Consider the following 16,487-nt stretch of genomic DNA (forward strand, 5'->3'; position numbering starts at 1 on the left):
TAGCTGCTGTTATGCACCAAATTAGGTCATGCTGAGCGCCCTGCGCCAGATGGTCTAACTTGGTGCTGCCGTCCTCGGTTTCTCATACTGTTTTCGTTTCGGATTGCCCGCCATGACTGCCCATCGAATTGGTTTCCTGATTTGGCCCAGCACTAAGGCCTTGACGCTGGCGCTGGCCGAGGAGGCCTTGCGTGTCGCCCAGCGGGTTCATCCGGAAGTGGTCTACGAGTTGGCCTTTCTCCAGGCCGAGCCTGCGGCGCAAGGAACCTGGCAACTGCCGGGCGAGCCGTGGGCGGGCAAGCTGGAAGGTTGCCAGAAGCTCTTCCTGCTGGCTGATGAGCCTCCGGCACCGGTGGGTTCGGCGCTGGGTACGGCGCTCAAGCAACTGGTGCGTGCCGGCTGTGTGGTGGGCGGGTTGTCGGCCGGGGTCTACCCGCTGGCCCAGCTGGGGTTGCTGGATGGCTACAGGGCCGCGGTGCACTGGCGCTGGCAGGACGATTTCGCCGAGCGTTTTCCCAAGGTCATCGCCACCAGTCATTTGTTCGACTGGGATCGTGATCGCCTGACCGCTTGTGGCGGCATGGCGGTGCTGGACCTGTTGCTGGCGGTGCTGGCCCGGGATCACGGGGCGGAGCTGGCGGGTGCGGTATCCGAGGAGCTGGTGGTCGAGCGCATTCGCGAAGGTGGCGAGCGCCAGCGCATTCCGCTGCAGAATCGCCTGGGTTCCAGTCATCCGAAGCTGACCCAGGCGGTGTTGCTGATGGAGGCCAATATCGAGGAGCCGTTGACCACCGACGAGATCGCCCAGCATGTCTGTGTCTCGCGGCGCCAGCTGGAGCGAATCTTCAAGCAGTACCTGAATCGGGTGCCGAGCCAGTATTACCTGGAGTTGCGTCTGAACAAGGCGCGACAGATGCTGATGCAGACCAGCAAGTCGATCATCCAGATCGGTCTTTCCTGCGGCTTCTCCTCAGGTCCGCATTTCTCCAGTGCGTATCGCAATTTCTTTGGCGCCACTCCGCGCGAAGATCGCAATCAGCGGCGCAGCAGCAGCCCCTTCGAACTCTCCTCCGTGCCTGCCGAGCGCGGCTGATCAAGCCCTGTCCACAAGCTCGGTGCCTTGTAGCCGTTGCCGCAGGCTCTCTTTGGGAGGCGCCAGCGGCGTTGCTGGCCAGTCGGATAATTAGCCGGGCAAACCTGCCGCTCGGGCGCTGCGCAGTTTAAACTGCGCCTTTGCGACGCAATTTGTCGCATTGCCATAAACCCGCGTAAAACCGGGGTTGGCGCTATAAGAAGTTGTCGCTTGGCGACAAGGCCGGGCCCAAAACTGTCCTTACAATCCCTCCATCGCTCGCCAGTTCCAGGCGGGCGTTCCTCTTCAGGAGACTCCGATGTCCGTTGAGCAAGCTCCGGTGCAACGCGCCGATTTCGACCAGGTGATGGTTCCCAACTATGCGCCTGCGGCTTTCATTCCTGTGCGCGGCGCGGGGTCTCGAGTCTGGGATCAGTCGGGACGGGAGCTGATCGATTTCGCCGGCGGCATCGCGGTCAACGTACTGGGCCATGCCCATCCGGCACTGGTGCAAGCCCTGACCGAGCAGGCGGGCAAGCTCTGGCATGTCTCCAACGTATTCACCAACGAACCGGCCCTGCGCCTGGCCCACAAGCTGATCGACGCCACCTTTGCCGAGCGCGCGTTCTTCTGCAACTCCGGTGCAGAAGCCAACGAAGCCGCCTTCAAGCTGGCCCGGCGCGTGGCCCACGATCGTTTCGGTGCCGAGAAGTACGAGATCATCGCTGCGCTCAACAGTTTCCATGGCCGTACCCTGTTCACCGTGAACGTCGGTGGCCAATCCAAGTATTCCGATGGCTTCGGTCCGAAGATCACCGGTATCACCCATGTGCCGTACAACGACCTGGCTGCGTTGAAGGCCGCAATCTCCGACAAGACCTGCGCCGTGGTGCTGGAACCGATCCAGGGTGAGGGCGGTGTGATGCCGGCGGAGCTGAGCTACCTGCAAGGTGCTCGCGAGCTGTGCGACCAGCACAACGCACTGCTGGTGTTCGACGAAGTGCAGACCGGCATGGGCCGTTGTGGCGAGCTGTTCGCCTACCAGTACTACGGTGTGACCCCTGACATCCTTACCAGCGCCAAGAGCCTGGGCGGCGGCTTCCCGATCGCAGCGATGCTGACCACCGAAGAGCTGGCCAAGCACCTGGTGGTCGGTACCCACGGCACCACTTACGGCGGCAACCCGCTGGCTTGTGCGGTGGCCGGGGCGGTCATGGACGTGATCAACACCCCCGAAGTGCTCAATGGCGTCAAGGCCAAGCACGATCGCTTCAAGACTCGCCTGTCGCAGATCGGCGCCAAGTACGGCCTGTTCACGGAAATCCGTGGCCTGGGCCTGCTGCTCGGCTGCGTGCTCAGCGATGCCTGGAAAGGCAAGGCCAAGGACGTGTTCAACGCGGCCGAGAAAGAAGGCCTGATGATCCTGCAGGCCGGTCCGGACGTGGTGCGTTTCGCGCCGAGCCTGGTGGTCGAGGACGCTGACATCGACCAGGGCCTGGACCGCTTCGAGCGCGCTGTGGCGAAACTGACCCAAGCCTGATCCAGGCGGCGATATTCCTCGGCGCCGGCCCTTGTCGCTGGCGTCGAGCACTCATTCCTGTGCCGGGTTATCCCGGCATTTTTTTCCCTGAGTCGGACGGTTTCCGACCTGTTTTAGAGTAAGGAGTGACACCATGCTGGTGATGCGCCCCGCGCAAATGGCCGATCTGGGCGAGGTACAGCGTCTGGCTGCAGACAGCCCGATTGGTGTCACCTCCTTGCCGGATGATGTGGATCGCCTGCGCGACAAGATCGCCGCGAGCGAGACTTCGTTCGCCGCAGAGGTGAGTTTCAACGGCGAAGAGAGCTATTTCTTTGTGCTCGAGGACACCCAGAGCGGCAAGCTGGTGGGCTGTTCGGCCATCGTCGCTTCGGCGGGCTACTCCGAGCCGTTCTACAGCTTTCGCAACGAAACCTTTGTCCATGCTTCCCGCGAGCTGAAGATCCACAACAAGATCCACGTCCTGTCCCAGTGCCACGACCTCACGGGCAACAGCCTGCTGACCAGTTTCTATGTGGTCCGGGACCTGGTGGGTACGCCCTGGGCCGAGCTCAACTCACGTGGGCGCCTGCTGTTCGTGGCCGGCCACCCGGAGCGTTTTGCCGACTCGGTGGTCACCGAGATCGTTGGCTACAGCGACGAAAACGGCGACTCGCCGTTCTGGGATGCCATTGGGCGCAATTTCTTCGACCTCAACTATGCCGAGGCCGAACGCCTGTGCGGGCTCAAGAGCCGGACCTTCCTGGCCGAGTTGATGCCGCATTACCCGATCTACGTGCCGCTGCTGCCCGATGCTGCCCAGGAAGCCATGGGCCAGGTGCATCCCCGCGCGCAGATCACCTTCGACATCCTGATGCGCGAAGGTTTCGAAACCGATCACTACATCGATATTTTCGACGGTGGCCCGACCCTGCATGCGCGAGTCTCGGGGATCCGTTCGATCGCCCAGAGTCGCGTGGTGCCGGTGAAGATCGGCGAGGTGGTCAAGGGGGGCGTTCGCCAGTACCTGGTCTCCAATGGTCAGTTGCAGGACTACCGTGCGGTGCTGCTGGAGCTGGACTACGCCCCGGGCAAGCCCGTGACCCTGGACCTGCAAGCAGCCGAGGCCCTGGGCGTCGGAGAGGGTGCCAGCGTGCGCCTGGTGGCGGTTTAACGGCGGCTTCCACCATCTGGAAGGCCTGTCTGCAAAGCAGCGAGTTTTGCGGGCGCCGTCAAAGGCGCCCGTCTGAGGAGATAGCATGATCGTTCGTCCCGTACGCAGCAGCGATTTACCCGCGCTGATCGACCTGGCCCGCAGTACCGGCACCGGCCTCACCACCTTGCCGGCCAACGAAGAGCGCCTGACCCATCGGGTCGGCTGGGCAGAGAAGACCTTTCGCGGTGAAGCCGAGCGTGGCGACGCTGACTACCTCTTCGTGCTGGAAGACGACAACGGCCGGGTGGTGGGGATTTCCGCCATCGCCGGGGCCGTCGGCCTGCGTGAGCCCTGGTACAACTTTCGGGTCGGCCTGACGGTCAGCGCCTCCCAGGAACTGAACATCTACCGTGAGATCCCCACGCTGTTCCTGGCCAACGACCTGACTGGCAACTCCGAGCTGTGTTCGTTGTTCCTGCACGCCGACTATCGCAACGGCCTCAATGGCCGCATGCTGGCCAAGGCGCGGATGCTGTTCATTGCCGAGTTCCCGCAGCTGTTCGGCAACAAGATCATTGCCGAGATGCGCGGCATGTCCGACGAGAATGGCCGCTCGCCGTTCTGGGAAAGCTTGGGCCGGCACTTCTTCAAGATGGAATTCAGCCAGGCCGACTACCTGACCGGCGTCGGCAACAAGGCCTTCATCGCCGAGCTGATGCCCAAGTTTCCGCTCTACACCTGCTTCCTTTCCGAAGATGCCCGCAACGTCATCGCCAAGGTCCACACCGACACCGAGCCGGCCCTGGCCATGCTCAAGAGCGAAGGTTTCAGCTACCAGGGTTATGTCGACATCTTCGATGCCGGCCCGGCGGTTGAATGCGAGACCAGCAAGATCCGTGCGGTGCGCGACAGCCAGGCGCTGGTATTGGCCATCGGCACCCCGGGCGACGATGCCACGCCATTCCTGATTCACAACCGCAAGCGCGAGGACTGCCGTATCACCGCGGCGCCGGCGCGCTTCGCTTCAGGCACCCTGGTGGTCGATCCGCTGACCGCCAAGCGCCTGCAACTCAACGCCGGCGACCAGGTCCGCGCGGTTCCGCTGTCTGCTTCTCGGGAGTCGAAACAATGAGCACGCTGTACATCGACGGCCAATGGCTGGCTGGCCAGGGCGAAGCCTTCACCTCGGTCAATCCGGTGACCCAGCAGGTCATCTGGTCTGGCAACGGCGCCACTGCGGCGCAAGTGGACAGCGCGGTGCAAGCCGCCCGCCAGGCTTTCCCGGCCTGGGCCACGCGCTCCCTTGAAGAGCGTATCCGCGTGCTGGAAGCCTTCGCTGCCAGCCTCAAGGCCCGTACTGACGAATTGTCCCGGTGCATTGGCGAGGAAACCGGCAAGCCGTTGTGGGAAGCGACCACGGAAGTGACCAGCATGGTCAACAAGATCGCCATTTCTGTGCAGAGCTATCGTGAGCGCACTGGCGAGAAGAGTGGCCCGCTGGGCGACGCCACGGCTGTGCTGAGGCACAAGCCCCATGGTGTGGTGGCGGTGTTCGGCCCCTACAATTTCCCCGGCCACCTGCCCAATGGCCACATAGTGCCGGCGCTGCTGGCTGGCAACAGTGTGCTGTTCAAGCCCAGCGAGCTGACGCCCAAGGTCGCCGAGTTGACGGTGCAGTGCTGGATCGAGGCCGGCCTGCCCGCAGGTGTGCTGAACCTGCTGCAGGGCGCCCGGGAAACCGGTATCGCCCTGGCCGCCAATCCGGGGCTCGATGGCTTGTTCTTCACCGGTTCCAGCCGTACCGGCAACCATCTGCACCAGCAGTTCGCGGGACGCCCGGACAAGATCCTGGCCCTGGAGATGGGCGGCAACAACCCGCTAGTGGTGGAGCAGGTCGCCGACCTGGACGCAGCGGTGTACACCATCATCCAGTCGGCCTTCATCTCGGCCGGCCAGCGCTGCACCTGTGCCCGTCGCCTGCTGGTACCGGCTGGCGCCTGGGGTGATTCGCTGCTGGCGCGGCTGGTTGAGGTCAGCTCGACCATCGAGGTGGGGGCTTTCGATCAGCAACCGGCGCCGTTCATGGGGTCGGTGATTTCCCTGGGCGCCGCCCAGGCACTGCTGGAGGCCCAGCACCAGTTGATGGCCAGCGGCGCCGTGGCGCTGCTGGAAATGACCCAGCCCCAGGCCCAGGCCGCCTTGCTGACCCCGGGCATCCTGGATGTCACGGCGGTGGCCGAGCGTCCCGACGAGGAGCTGTTCGGGCCTCTGTTGCAAGTGATCCGCTACGCTGATTTCGATGGCGCGATCGCCGAGGCCAACAATACCCAGTATGGCCTGGCGGCCGGTCTGCTGTCGGACTCCGCCGAGCGCTACCAGCAGTTCTGGCTGCAAAGCCGGGCCGGGATCGTCAACTGGAACAAGCAGTTGACCGGCGCTGCCAGCAGCGCGCCATTCGGTGGCGTGGGCGCCTCGGGCAACCATCGGGCCAGTGCCTATTACGCCGCGGATTATTGCGCGTACCCGGTGGCTTCCCTGGAAACCCCGAGCCTGGTGCTGCCGAGCGCGCTGACGCCGGGCGTGCGGTTGTCCTGATTCGAGAGGCCTTCATGGTCTCTTCGCCGGCAAACCGGCACCTATGGAACCGTGTAGGTGACGGCTGGCCGGCGGACGAGCGCACTGCGTTCGCCATGTGTAGATACCGATGCCTATAACAAACAGATTCGTGGAGCCTCGCTGATGAAATCCTATGAAGTCAATTTTGACGGTCTAGTGGGGCCGACCCATAACTACGGCGGACTGTCCTACGGCAACGTTGCCTCCCAGAGCAACAGCCAGCAGGGCTCCAACCCCAGGGAAGCGGCGCTGCAAGGCCTGGCGAAAATGAAAGCGCTGATGGAAATGGGCTTTCAGCAAGGCGTGCTCGCCCCGCAAGAACGCCCGGACGTGGCCGCGCTGCGCAGCCTGGGTTTTGCCGGTAGCGACGCACAAGTCATTGCTCAGGCCGCCAGGCAGGCCATGCCATTGCTGGTGGCCAGTTGCTCGGCATCGAGCATGTGGGTGGCCAACGCCGCCACGGTCAGCCCGAGCGCCGACACTGCCGACGGCCGCGTGCATTTCACTGCCGCCAACCTCAACTGCAAGTACCACCGCAGCATCGAGCATCCGACCACCAGCCGCGTACTGGGGGCGATGTTCGCCGACCCGAAACACTTCGCCCACCACGCCGCGCTGCCTGCAGTCGCACAGTTCGGTGACGAAGGTGCGGCCAACCACACGCGTTTCTGTCATGACTACGGCCAGGCCGGTGTCGAGTTTTTCGTCTTCGGTCGCAGCGCCTTCGACAATCGTTATCCGGCGCCGCAGAAGTACCCGGCGCGCCAGACCCTGGAAGCGTCCCAGGCCGTGGCCCGGTTGCATGGCCTGAGCGAGGAGGGCGTGGTCTATGCCCAGCAGAACCCCTCGGTGATCGATCAGGGCGTGTTCCACAACGATGTGATCGCCGTGGGCAATGGCGAGGTGCTGTTCTATCACGAGGACGCCTTCCTCGAGACCGAGAAAATGCTCGCCGAGCTGCAGGCCAAGCTGGGCAAGCGTGGCGGCCACTTCCAGTCGATCTGTGTGCCGCGTTCGCAGGTGACGGTCGAGGATGCGGTGCGTTCCTACCTGTTCAACAGCCAGCTGCTGTCTCGCGCCGACGGTTCCATGCTGCTGATCGTGCCAGATGAGTGCCGTGGCAACGAACGGGTCTGGCAGTACCTGCAAAGCCTCACCAGCTCCGGTGGGCTGATTCGCGAGGTGAAGGTCTTCGATCTCAAGCAGAGCATGCAGAATGGTGGCGGTCCGGCGTGCCTGCGCTTGCGCGTCGCGCTCAATGAAACCGAGCTGGCGGCGGTCAACCCTGGGGTCATCATGACCGCGCCGCTGTACGAGACCCTGACCCAATGGGTCGGCAAGCATTACCGCGACCGTCTCGGCGAAAGCGACCTGGCAGACCCGCAACTGCTGGTCGAATGCCGGACGGCACTGGATGAACTGACGCAAATCCTTAAACTGGGCGCGGTTTATCCCTTCCAGATCAATTGAACGCGTGCGCCCGGCAATCCCGGGCGCGAGCTTCACACCCAACGAGAACTGAACCATGAGCGATACCCTGCAGCTGATCCTTGAAGACACCGACGGCACCCAACTGGAAACCTCCTGCACCCGCTTCGCCGTGCTGTGGCAAGGCAAGGAAGTGTGGATTCAACAGGACGGCCGTGGCCAGTTGCTGATCGGCGTGGATGTGGAAGAAGACGACGCGGAATACGCCAGCCTGCTGCTGCGTCCATTGGCGACCAACCTGGTCAGCCTGCAACTGGAAATGGAACCGGCCGACGCCGGTGACGATGATCACGTGCACGGCCCTGACTGCGGCCACGCTCATTAAGGAAGCCAGCGCTATGCTCGCCCTCGGCAAACTGCTTGAACTGACCCTCGCCGGCCGTGAACCGGCAGAGAAGACTCAACTGACTGTCGACGGCGTGCGCATGCGCTGGTTGAGCGAGGGGGCGCTGGAAGTGCGCCCGCCCGAGGCTCGTGACAATGGGCTGGACCTGTTGCTGTCGGCGGGCATCCACGGCAACGAGACTGCTCCCATCGAGCTGCTCGACCGTCTGTTGCATGACATTGCCCGGGGCGACCTGAAACCCCGGGCGCGCATTCTGTTCCTGTTCGGCAACCCCGAGGCCATGCGCCGTGGCGAGCGCTTCGTCGAGCAGGACGTCAACCGCCTGTTCAATGGCCGGCATGAACTGAGCAGCGGTAGCGAGGCCCTGCGTGCCTGTGAGCTGGAGCGCCTGGCGGCGAGCTTCTTCAGCCTGCCGGGGCGCGAGCGCTTGCACTACGACCTGCACACGGCCATCCGTGGTTCGAAGATCGAGCAGTTCGCCCTGTATCCGTGGAAGGACGGGCGCGCCCATTCGCGCCGTGAACTGGGCCGCCTGCGGGCCTGTGGCATGGAGGCGGTGCTGTTGCAGAACAAGTCTTCCATCGTCTTCAGCGCCTACACCTACGATCAACTGGGGGCTGAGGCTTTCACCCTGGAACTGGGCAAGGCCCGGCCGTTCGGGCAGAACCAGGGGGTCAATGTCGAGCGCCTGGAAACCCGTCTCAAGCAACTGATCGAAGGCAGCGAGCCGCCTGCGGAGCAGGACAGCCTCGATGGGTTGAAACTGTTCAGCGTTGCGCGGGAAGTCATCAAGCACAGCGACAGCTTTCTGCTGCACTTGCCGGCCGACGTGGAGAACTTTTCCGAACTGGAGGTGGGGTACCTGCTGGCCGAGGATATCGCCCAGACCCGTTGGATCATCGAGGAGAAGGGTGCGCGGATCATTTTCCCCAACCCCAAGGTCAAGAATGGCCTGCGTGCCGGGATCCTGATCGTGCCGGCCACGGCCGACGGCCTGAGCTGATATTGCGACCCGACAGGGTTCCCTGCCTTGGCAGGGAACCCTGTTTCACGGCCTAGACCGCGACTGCGCGTTGTTCGTTACGACGCAGAGCGCGGGTCTTGTTCAGGGTATCGGCACAGGTGATCGCGGCTTCTCGACCCTTGAGCACGAAGTGTTCGAAGAAGAACTTCTGGTGTTCCTCGCCCGCATGGAAGTGGTGCGGGGTCAGCACCACTGAAAACACCGGTACTTCGGTTTCCAGCTGCACTTGCATCAAACCGCTGATCACCGATTGGCCGACGAAGTCGTGGCGGTAGATACCGCCATCCACCACCAGGCCGGCAGCGACGATTCCGGTGTAGCGGCCGGATTTTGCCAGCAGTTTGGCTTGCAGTGGGATCTCGAACGCACCGCCGACTTCGAAGAAGTCGATATCGCTTTCCTGGTAACCCTGGGCAAGCATTTCGGTGATGAAGCCCAGGCGGCTCTGGTCGACGATTTCCTTGTGCCAGCAGGCCTGGATAAAGGCGACACGCTCGTTGGGATGGTGTTTGCTTTTGCTATCGATAGCAGAGAGTTGCATCTGTTCTGACTCCTGTTTGTATGAAAAACAGGGCATGCATGAATCGAATGGGATTCAAGGGTGCGCGCAGGACCCGCGTGGTTCTCCCACGACGGCCCGACAGCGGCCCTTCGGCGCTAATCCCGTTCTCTCTTCATCCGGACTATGACCGTCGGCCCCGGGATCACACCGGGTCTGCTGACCTTGGCATCACCGGCAGGCAGGCTGCAGATGGCGTCAAGCGCTCGCGGGCTATGCGCATTGCGCGCAATTACCGCCGGTGGGGAATTGCACCCCGCCCTGAGAACGTTTGCCCGTGGGTTCACCGCGGGCGGTGAATTTTTAACACAGTCCGCTCAGGAAAACATCGCACCTTTTGGTTCTTGAAGGATTTTTCCTGCTCGGGGTCAGTTTTTTCTAAAGTTGTTGCTTGATTATTCCGGGGCGAGGCGGCAGTAATTCACGTCCGAAAAGGAATTTACTGTCTTAACCGGGCCCGAAAGGGCCCAGCAGCCGAGGCCTGATGTGATGAGCGTGATCGATCTTCGTAGTGACACCGTGACCCAGCCGACCCCGGGCATGCTCGATGCCATGGCCAACGCCCGCACCGGGGACGATGTGTACGGCGAAGATCCGACGGTCAATCAGCTGGAGGCCGAGATGGCGCAGCGCCTGGGGTTCGCCGCGGCATTGTTCGTCCCTTCCGGCACCATGAGCAACCTCTTGGCACTGATGGCTCATTGTGGCCGAGGTGATGAGTACATCGTCGGGCAGCAAGCCCACACCTACAAATATGAAGGGGGCGGGGCGGCAGTACTGGGTTCGATCCAGCCCCAGCCGCTAGAAGTCCAGGCCGATGGATCGCTGGACCTGGCCCAGGTGGCGGCAGCGATCAAACCCGATGATTTCCACTTCGCCCGCACCCGCCTGCTGGCCCTGGAAAACACCATGCAGGGCAAGGTCCTGCCGCTTTCCTACCTGGCCCAGGCACGCTCCTTCAGTCATGCGCAGGGCCTGGCCCTGCACCTGGATGGCGCGCGGTTGTACAACGCCGCCGTGCAGCTAGGGGTGGAGGCTCGGGTGATCACCGAACACTTCGACTCGGTGTCGGTGTGCCTGTCCAAGGGGTTGGGGGCGCCGGTGGGCTCGGTGTTGTGTGGTTCCGAGGAACTGATCGGCAAGGCCCGGCGCCTGCGCAAGATGGTCGGTGGCGGCATGCGCCAGGCCGGTGGCTTGGCGGCGGCTGGCTTGTATGCCCTGGACCACCAGGTACAGCGCCTGGCGGACGATCACGCCAATGCCCGGTTGCTGGCCGATGGCCTGCGCCAGGAGGGCTACAGCGTCGAGCCGGTGCAGACCAACATGGTCTACGTTCAACTGGGGGAGCAGGCCGAGGCGCTCAAGGCCTTCGCCGGCGAGCGGGGCGTACGCCTGAGCGCTGCGCCCAGGTTGCGCCTGGTGACCCACCTGGACGTCGATCGCGAGCAAATCGAGCAGGTGGTGAGCACTTTTGCCGAGTTTTCCCGTAAGTGACAGTGTTCTCCGTCCAATTGACTGTTTGTATCGTACAAACACGCTGTACCAAGTGATTAACGCCGATATAATGCGGCCCTTTGCCGTCGTTTCGTCTGTTGACGTTGCGCACAGGCCTTTGGCCGCAGTCTCCGTGGAAGAACCTAATGAAAAGCGCAGAAATCCGTGAAGCCTTCCTCCGCTTCTTCGAAGAGCAAGGCCACACCCGTGTAGCCTCCAGCTCCTTGATCCCTGGCAACGACCCAACCCTGCTGTTCACCAACGCGGGGATGAACCAGTTCAAGGACTGCTTCCTGGGCCAGGAAAAACGTGCCTACACCCGCGCGACCAGCAGCCAGAAATGCGTGCGCGCCGGTGGCAAGAACAGTGACCTGGAAAACGTCGGTTATACCGCTCGTCACCACACCTTCTTCGAAATGCTGGGTAACTTCAGCTTCGGTGATTACTTCAAGCACGACGCGATCACCTTCGCCTGGACCTTCCTGACCGGTGTTCTGAAACTGCCCAAGGAAAAACTCTGGGTCACTGTCTACGCCTCCGATGACGAAGCGTACGACATCTGGACCAAGGAAATCGGCGTGCCGGTCGAGCGCATGATCCGCATCGGCGACAACAAAGGTGCGCCGTATGCGTCCGACAACTTCTGGACCATGGGCGATACCGGCCCGTGCGGCCCTTGCACCGAGATTTTCTACGACCACGGCGACCATATCTGGGGCGGCCCACCGGGCTCGCCGGAAGAGGACGGCGACCGTTACATCGAGATCTGGAACAACGTGTTCATGCAGTTCAACCGCACCGCCGATGGCGTGTTGCATCCGTTGCCAGCACCCTCGGTGGATACCGGCATGGGCCTGGAGCGGATCAGTGCGGTGATGCAGCACGTCAACTCCAACTACGACATCGACCTCTTCAAGAATCTGCTGAAGGCTTCGGCTGAAGCGATCGGCTGCGAAAATGGCGATCAGTCGTCGCTCAAGGTGGTGTCCGACCACATTCGTTCGTGCGGTTTCCTGATCGCCGACGGCGTGCTCCCATCCAACGAGGGGCGTGGCTACGTGCTGCGCCGGATCATTCGCCGTGCCTGCCGTCATGGCAACAAGCTGGGCGCAACCGGCGCCTTCTTCTACAAGATCGTCGCGGCCCTGGTGGCCGAGATGGGCGAAGCTTTCCCTGAACTGAAAAAGCAGCAGAGCAATATCGAGCGCGTCCTCAAGGCTGAAGAAGAGCAGTTCTCCAAGACTCTGGAGCATGGCCTGAAGATTCTCGAGCAGGATCTGTCTGAGCTCAAGGGCACCGTGGTGCCGGGCGACGTGGTGTTCAAGCTCTACGACACCTACGGTTTCCCGATGGACCTGACTGCTGACATCGCCCGCGAGCGCGGCCTGACTGTCGATGAAGTCGGATTTGAGCGTGAGATGGAGGCCCAGCGTGTTCGTGCGCGTTCGGCCAGCTCCTTTGCTCTGGACTACAACACGCTGGTCAAGGTCGATGTGGCCACCGAGTTCACCGGTTACCACAGCACCAGCGGTTCGGCGAACGTCGTGGCTATTTATAAAGAAGGCCAGTCGGTCGACGTCTTGAATGAAGGCGAAGAGGCTGTGATCGTTCTGAACCAGACGCCTTTCTACGCCGAATCCGGCGGTCAAGTCGGCGACTGCGGTTTCATTCAGGCCGGCAACAGCCGTTTTGACGTGCGTGATACCACCAAGACCGGCGGCGCATTCCTGCACCACGGCGTGCTGGCGTCGGGCAGCCTGATCGTTGGTGCGCCGGTGCAAACTCAGGTCGAAGCTGACGTGCGCCACGCCACTGCGCTGAACCATTCGGCGACGCACTTGCTGCACGCCGCGTTGCGTCAGGTGCTGGGCGAACACGTACAGCAGAAGGGCTCGCTGGTGGACAGCCAGCGCCTGCGCTTCGACTTCAGTCATTTCGAGGCGATCAAGCCTGAGCAGATCAAGGCACTGGAAGACATCGTCAACGCCGAGATTCGCAAGAACACCCCGGTGGAAACCGAAGAGACCGATATCGATACCGCCAAGAAGAAGGGCGCCATGGCGCTGTTCGGTGAGAAGTACGGCGACAGCGTTCGCGTACTGAGCATGGGTGGCGATTTCTCCGTCGAGCTGTGTGGCGGTATCCACGCCAACCGTACCGGTGATATCGGCCTGCTGAAAATCACCAGTGAAGGCGGCGTGGCTTCCGGTGTGCGGCGTATCGAGGCGGTCACCGGTGCTGCGGCCCTGGCCTACCTCAATGCTGGCGAAGAGCAACTCAAGGAAGCGGCGACCCTGGTCAAGGGCAGCCGTGACAACCTGATCGACAAGCTGTCGGCTGTGCTGGAACGCAACCGCCTGCTGGAGAAACAGCTCGAGCAGTTGCAGGCCAAGGCAGCGGCTGCAGCCGGCGACGACCTGTCTGGCCAGGCCCTGGAGGTCAAAGGGGTGAAAGTCCTGGCGGTGCGCCTTGATGGCCAGGACGGCAAGGCTCTGCTGGCACTGGTGGATCAGTTGAAAAACAAACTCGGTCGCGCAGTGATCCTGCTCGGCAGTGTCCATGAGGAAAAGGTCGTACTGGTTGCAGGCGTAACCAAGGACCTGACTGGCCAACTCAAAGCCGGTGATTTGATGAAGCAGGCCGCTGCGGCAGTGGGCGGGAAGGGCGGTGGTCGTCCAGACATGGCGCAGGGTGGTGGTGTCGACGCTGCTGCACTGGATGCCGCACTGGCCCTGACCGTACCGTTTGTCGAGCAGGGCATTTAAGGCGTCGAGCGGACTCGCCGTCTAGTGGCGGGTCCTTGCGCTGTGCAGTTTGATTGTTTAACGGGCGCCCCTTGACGGGCTGAGGCGGCTTAGAAATGGCTTTGATCGTACAGAAATTTGGAGGCACTTCGGTCGGCTCTATCGAGCGGATCGAGCAGGTTGCCGACAAGGTGAAGAAGTTCCGCGAAGCTGGCGACGACCTGGTGATTGTGTTGTCGGCGATGAGTGGCGAAACCAACCGCCTGATCGATCTGGCCAAGCAGATCAGTGGCGATTCCCAGCCAGTTCCCCGTGAACTGGACGTGATCGTGTCCACGGGCGAGCAGGTGACCATCGCGTTGCTGGCCATGGCGCTGATCAAGCGTGGTATTCCGGCGGTGTCCTACACCGGTAACCAGGTCCGCATCCTGACCGACAGCGCACATAACAAGGCGCGAATCCTGCAGATCGATGACCAGAAGATCCGTGCTGACCTGAAGGCCGGTCGTGTCGTAGTGGTTGCCGGTTTCCAGGGCGTCGACGAGCACGGGAGCATCACGACCCTCGGGCGTGGTGGTTCCGACACCACGGGTGTGGCGTTGGCGGCGGCCCTGAAGGCTGACGAGTGCCAGATCTACACCGATGTGGATGGCGTCTACACCACCGACCCGCGTGTAGTGGCCAGGGCTCAGCGTCTGGACAAGATCACCTTCGAGGAAATGCTGGAAATGGCCAGCCTGGGTTCCAAGGTGTTGCAGATCCGGGCGGTCGAGTTCGCCGGCAAGTACAACGTTCCGCTGCGCGTGTTGCACAGCTTCCAGGAGGGTCCGGGCACCCTCATTACTATTGATGAAGAGGAATCCATGGAACAGCCGATCATTTCCGGCATCGCTTTCAACCGCGATGAAGCCAAGCTGACCATCCGTGGCGTGCCAGACAATCCTGGCGTGGCCTTCAAGATTCTCGGCCCGATCAGTGCAGCCAACATCGAAGTCGACATGATCGTGCAGAACGTTTCTCACGATAACACCACCGACTTCACCTTCACTGTGCACCGCAACGACTACCTGGCTGCCCAGACCGTGCTGGAAAATACCGCGCGTGAGATTGGTGCCCGGGAAGTGGTGGGCGATACCGATATTGCCAAGGTCTCGATCGTGGGTGTCGGCATGCGCTCCCATGCAGGTGTTGCCAGCCGTATGTTCGAGGCACTGGCCAAGGAGAGCATCAATATCCAGATGATCTCCACATCCGAGATCAAGGTTTCGGTGGTGATCGAGGAGAAGTACCTGGAGCTTGCGGTACGTGCGCTGCACACCGCGTTCGAGCTTGATGCTCCGGCCCGTCAGGGCGAGTGATGCGTGTTTGAAAGGGGGCGCGGTCTGACCGCGCCCTTTGTGTTTTTGATTGGTTCGGGGGAAAGCTGTTCTTTTGCCCGTGCTAGTCAATACTTAGGCGTGTAGGACTACTCCCGAGCTGGTTGTAGGCCAACACCCTTTTTTTTGCAGACTGTAGTCCCTGAAATGTAATGCGTGAGGAGAAAGGTATGCTGATTCTGACTCGTCGGTGTGCAGAGAGCCTGATCATTGGTGATGGCGAAATCACTGTGACCGTGCTCGGCGTCAAAGGTAATCAAGTGCGTATTGGTGTCAACGCCCCAAAGAAGTGGCGGTCCACCGTGAGGAAATTTACCTGCGGATAAAGAAAGAGAAGGACGAAGAACCAAGCCATTAATTTTTCTCGTTTTTTTTGTTTGCAAACGGGGAGAAAGGTGGTTAATATACGCCCCGTGTTGCGGAGAGCTGGCCGAGTGGCCGAAGGCGCTCCCCTGCTAAGGGAGTACACCTCAAAAGGGTGTCGGGGGTTCGAATCCCCCGTTCTCCGCCATTATTTGCTTAGTACGTTGTAATCTGGCTTCTTCTGTAAGTTGTTGAATTTACTAGAAAAAGTGCTGAAAAAAATGATTCGACGGACTATAATGCGCGGCAACACATGCACTCGTAGCTCAGCTGGATAGAGTACTCGGCTACGAACCGAGCGGTCACAGGTTCGAATCCTGTCGAGTGCACCATTTAAGAGTTAGTCGTAGCAATATGAATAACTCGGTTTCAGCCAGTTGTGGCCTGGTCTAAAAACACAATATGCACTCGTAGCTCAGCTGGATAGAGTACTCGGCTACGAACCGAGCGGTCACAGGTTCGAATCCTGTCGAGTGCACCATTTAAGAGTTAGTTGTAGCGATATAAATAACTCGGCTTCAACCAGTTGTGGTCTGGTCTAAAAACACACATGCACTCGTAGCTCAGCTGGATAGAGTACTCGGCTACGAACCGAGCGGTCACAGGTTCGAATCCTGTCGAGTGCACCATACTTAAGAAGGCCCGTATCGAAAGATACGGGCTTTTTTTTGTGCATTTTTATCTTCTCTCTTCTTGTTCATTTGCCTGGAACGGCTCGCTTGGCTGGAGG

At 61.3% G+C, this 16,487-nt stretch carries 12 protein-coding genes, 4 tRNA genes, 1 pseudogene and 1 riboswitch; of the genes and pseudogenes, 16 read left to right on the top strand and 1 reads right to left on the bottom strand.

From position 1 onward, the window contains the following. The first annotated feature begins 112 nt into the window (after positions 1–112). From argR to astE, 8 genes are all read left to right on the top strand, one after another. Positions 113–1,093 carry a transcriptional regulator ArgR gene (gene argR, locus LGQ10_RS27290; protein ID WP_058434466.1) on the top strand — a complete coding sequence of 327 codons (981 nt, stop codon included), beginning with the start codon at positions 113–115 and terminating at the stop codon, positions 1,091–1,093. Between the two features lie 298 nt (positions 1,094–1,391). After that, positions 1,392–2,612, top strand: a complete 1,221-nt coding sequence (locus LGQ10_RS27295; protein WP_058434465.1) for an aspartate aminotransferase family protein — start codon at positions 1,392–1,394, stop codon at positions 2,610–2,612. Positions 2,613–2,745: 133 nt separating this feature from the next. After that, positions 2,746–3,765: an arginine/ornithine succinyltransferase subunit alpha gene (aruF, locus tag LGQ10_RS27300; protein WP_226523755.1), complete on the top strand. Its 1,020-nt coding sequence runs from the start codon at positions 2,746–2,748 to the stop codon at positions 3,763–3,765. Positions 3,766–3,850: 85 nt separating this feature from the next. After that, positions 3,851–4,879 carry an arginine N-succinyltransferase gene (gene astA / locus LGQ10_RS27305; protein WP_226523756.1) on the top strand — a complete coding sequence of 343 codons (1,029 nt, stop codon included), beginning with the start codon at positions 3,851–3,853 and terminating at the stop codon, positions 4,877–4,879. Then, a complete protein-coding gene (gene astD / locus LGQ10_RS27310) occupies positions 4,876–6,342 on the top strand; it encodes a succinylglutamate-semialdehyde dehydrogenase (RefSeq protein ID WP_226523757.1) in 1,467 nt (488 codons plus the stop codon). The genes astA and astD overlap by 4 nt, the downstream gene beginning before the upstream one ends. A gap of 144 nt (positions 6,343–6,486) precedes the next feature. Further along, positions 6,487–7,833, top strand: coding sequence for an N-succinylarginine dihydrolase (gene astB / locus LGQ10_RS27315; RefSeq protein ID WP_226523758.1), 1,347 nt, complete (start codon positions 6,487–6,489; stop codon positions 7,831–7,833). A 55-nt stretch (positions 7,834–7,888) separates the two neighbouring features. Then, entirely contained in the window at positions 7,889–8,176 is a 288-nt protein-coding gene (locus tag LGQ10_RS27320) for a hypothetical protein (RefSeq protein ID WP_058438091.1), read from the top strand. 13 nt (positions 8,177–8,189) lie between these two features. Further along, a complete protein-coding gene (gene astE, locus LGQ10_RS27325; RefSeq protein ID WP_058438089.1) occupies positions 8,190–9,200 on the top strand; it encodes a succinylglutamate desuccinylase in 1,011 nt (336 codons plus the stop codon). 52 nt (positions 9,201–9,252) lie between these two features. Here the strand turns inward: astE and LGQ10_RS27330 are convergent, their stop codons facing one another. Beyond that, a complete protein-coding gene (locus LGQ10_RS27330) occupies positions 9,253–9,762 on the bottom strand; it encodes a 6,7-dimethyl-8-ribityllumazine synthase (RefSeq protein ID WP_058438087.1) in 510 nt (169 codons plus the stop codon). Positions 9,763–9,882: 120 nt separating this feature from the next. After that, a riboswitch (FMN riboswitch) is annotated at positions 9,883–10,053 on the bottom strand. A gap of 216 nt (positions 10,054–10,269) precedes the next feature. Here LGQ10_RS27330 and ltaE point away from each other — a divergent pair. The 8 genes and pseudogenes from ltaE to LGQ10_RS27370 all read left to right on the top strand — a co-directional run bounded on the left by ltaE (position 10,270) and on the right by LGQ10_RS27370 (position 16,386). After that, a complete protein-coding gene (gene ltaE, locus LGQ10_RS27335; RefSeq protein WP_226523759.1) occupies positions 10,270–11,274 on the top strand; it encodes a low-specificity L-threonine aldolase in 1,005 nt (334 codons plus the stop codon). A 146-nt stretch (positions 11,275–11,420) separates the two neighbouring features. Then, positions 11,421–14,039: an alanine--tRNA ligase gene (gene alaS / locus LGQ10_RS27340; protein WP_058436025.1), complete on the top strand. Its 2,619-nt coding sequence runs from the start codon at positions 11,421–11,423 to the stop codon at positions 14,037–14,039. A 95-nt stretch (positions 14,040–14,134) separates the two neighbouring features. Further along, positions 14,135–15,376, top strand: a complete 1,242-nt coding sequence (locus LGQ10_RS27345; RefSeq protein ID WP_226523760.1) for an aspartate kinase — start codon at positions 14,135–14,137, stop codon at positions 15,374–15,376. A 188-nt stretch (positions 15,377–15,564) separates the two neighbouring features. Continuing rightward, a pseudogene (csrA, locus tag LGQ10_RS27350) lies at positions 15,565–15,752 on the top strand (carbon storage regulator CsrA). 62 nt (positions 15,753–15,814) lie between these two features. Next, a tRNA-Ser gene (locus tag LGQ10_RS27355) sits at positions 15,815–15,905 on the top strand. A 107-nt stretch (positions 15,906–16,012) separates the two neighbouring features. Next, positions 16,013–16,089: transfer RNA gene (locus tag LGQ10_RS27360), tRNA-Arg, on the top strand. Positions 16,090–16,161: 72 nt separating this feature from the next. Next, positions 16,162–16,238: transfer RNA gene (locus LGQ10_RS27365), tRNA-Arg, on the top strand. A gap of 71 nt (positions 16,239–16,309) precedes the next feature. Beyond that, positions 16,310–16,386, top strand: a tRNA-Arg gene (locus tag LGQ10_RS27370). The last annotated feature ends 101 nt before the right edge of the window (positions 16,387–16,487 follow it).

Origin of the sequence: Pseudomonas sp. L5B5, from assembly GCF_020520285.1 — a bacterium.
Taxonomy (GTDB): Bacteria; Pseudomonadota; Gammaproteobacteria; order Pseudomonadales; family Pseudomonadaceae; genus Aquipseudomonas.

What these genes read in the sequence shown, in the direction of transcription:
- astD (WP_226523757.1), top strand. Translation starts at nt 4,876, where the DNA reads ATGAGCACGCTGTACATCGACGGCCAATGGCTGGCTGGCCAGGGCGAA.
- LGQ10_RS27320 (WP_058438091.1), top strand. Translation starts at nt 7,889, where the DNA reads ATGAGCGATACCCTGCAGCTGATCCTTGAAGACACCGACGGCACCCAA.
- argR (WP_058434466.1), top strand. Translation starts at nt 113, where the DNA reads ATGACTGCCCATCGAATTGGTTTCCTGATTTGGCCCAGCACTAAGGCC.
- LGQ10_RS27295 (WP_058434465.1), top strand. Translation starts at nt 1,392, where the DNA reads ATGTCCGTTGAGCAAGCTCCGGTGCAACGCGCCGATTTCGACCAGGTG.
- astA (WP_226523756.1), top strand. Translation starts at nt 3,851, where the DNA reads ATGATCGTTCGTCCCGTACGCAGCAGCGATTTACCCGCGCTGATCGAC.
- ltaE (WP_226523759.1), top strand. Translation starts at nt 10,270, where the DNA reads ATGAGCGTGATCGATCTTCGTAGTGACACCGTGACCCAGCCGACCCCG.
- alaS (WP_058436025.1), top strand. Translation starts at nt 11,421, where the DNA reads ATGAAAAGCGCAGAAATCCGTGAAGCCTTCCTCCGCTTCTTCGAAGAG.
- LGQ10_RS27330 (WP_058438087.1), bottom strand. Translation starts at nt 9,762, where the DNA reads ATGCAACTCTCTGCTATCGATAGCAAAAGCAAACACCATCCCAACGAG.
- aruF (WP_226523755.1), top strand. Translation starts at nt 2,746, where the DNA reads ATGCTGGTGATGCGCCCCGCGCAAATGGCCGATCTGGGCGAGGTACAG.
- astE (WP_058438089.1), top strand. Translation starts at nt 8,190, where the DNA reads ATGCTCGCCCTCGGCAAACTGCTTGAACTGACCCTCGCCGGCCGTGAA.
- astB (WP_226523758.1), top strand. Translation starts at nt 6,487, where the DNA reads ATGAAATCCTATGAAGTCAATTTTGACGGTCTAGTGGGGCCGACCCAT.
- LGQ10_RS27345 (WP_226523760.1), top strand. Translation starts at nt 14,135, where the DNA reads ATGGCTTTGATCGTACAGAAATTTGGAGGCACTTCGGTCGGCTCTATC.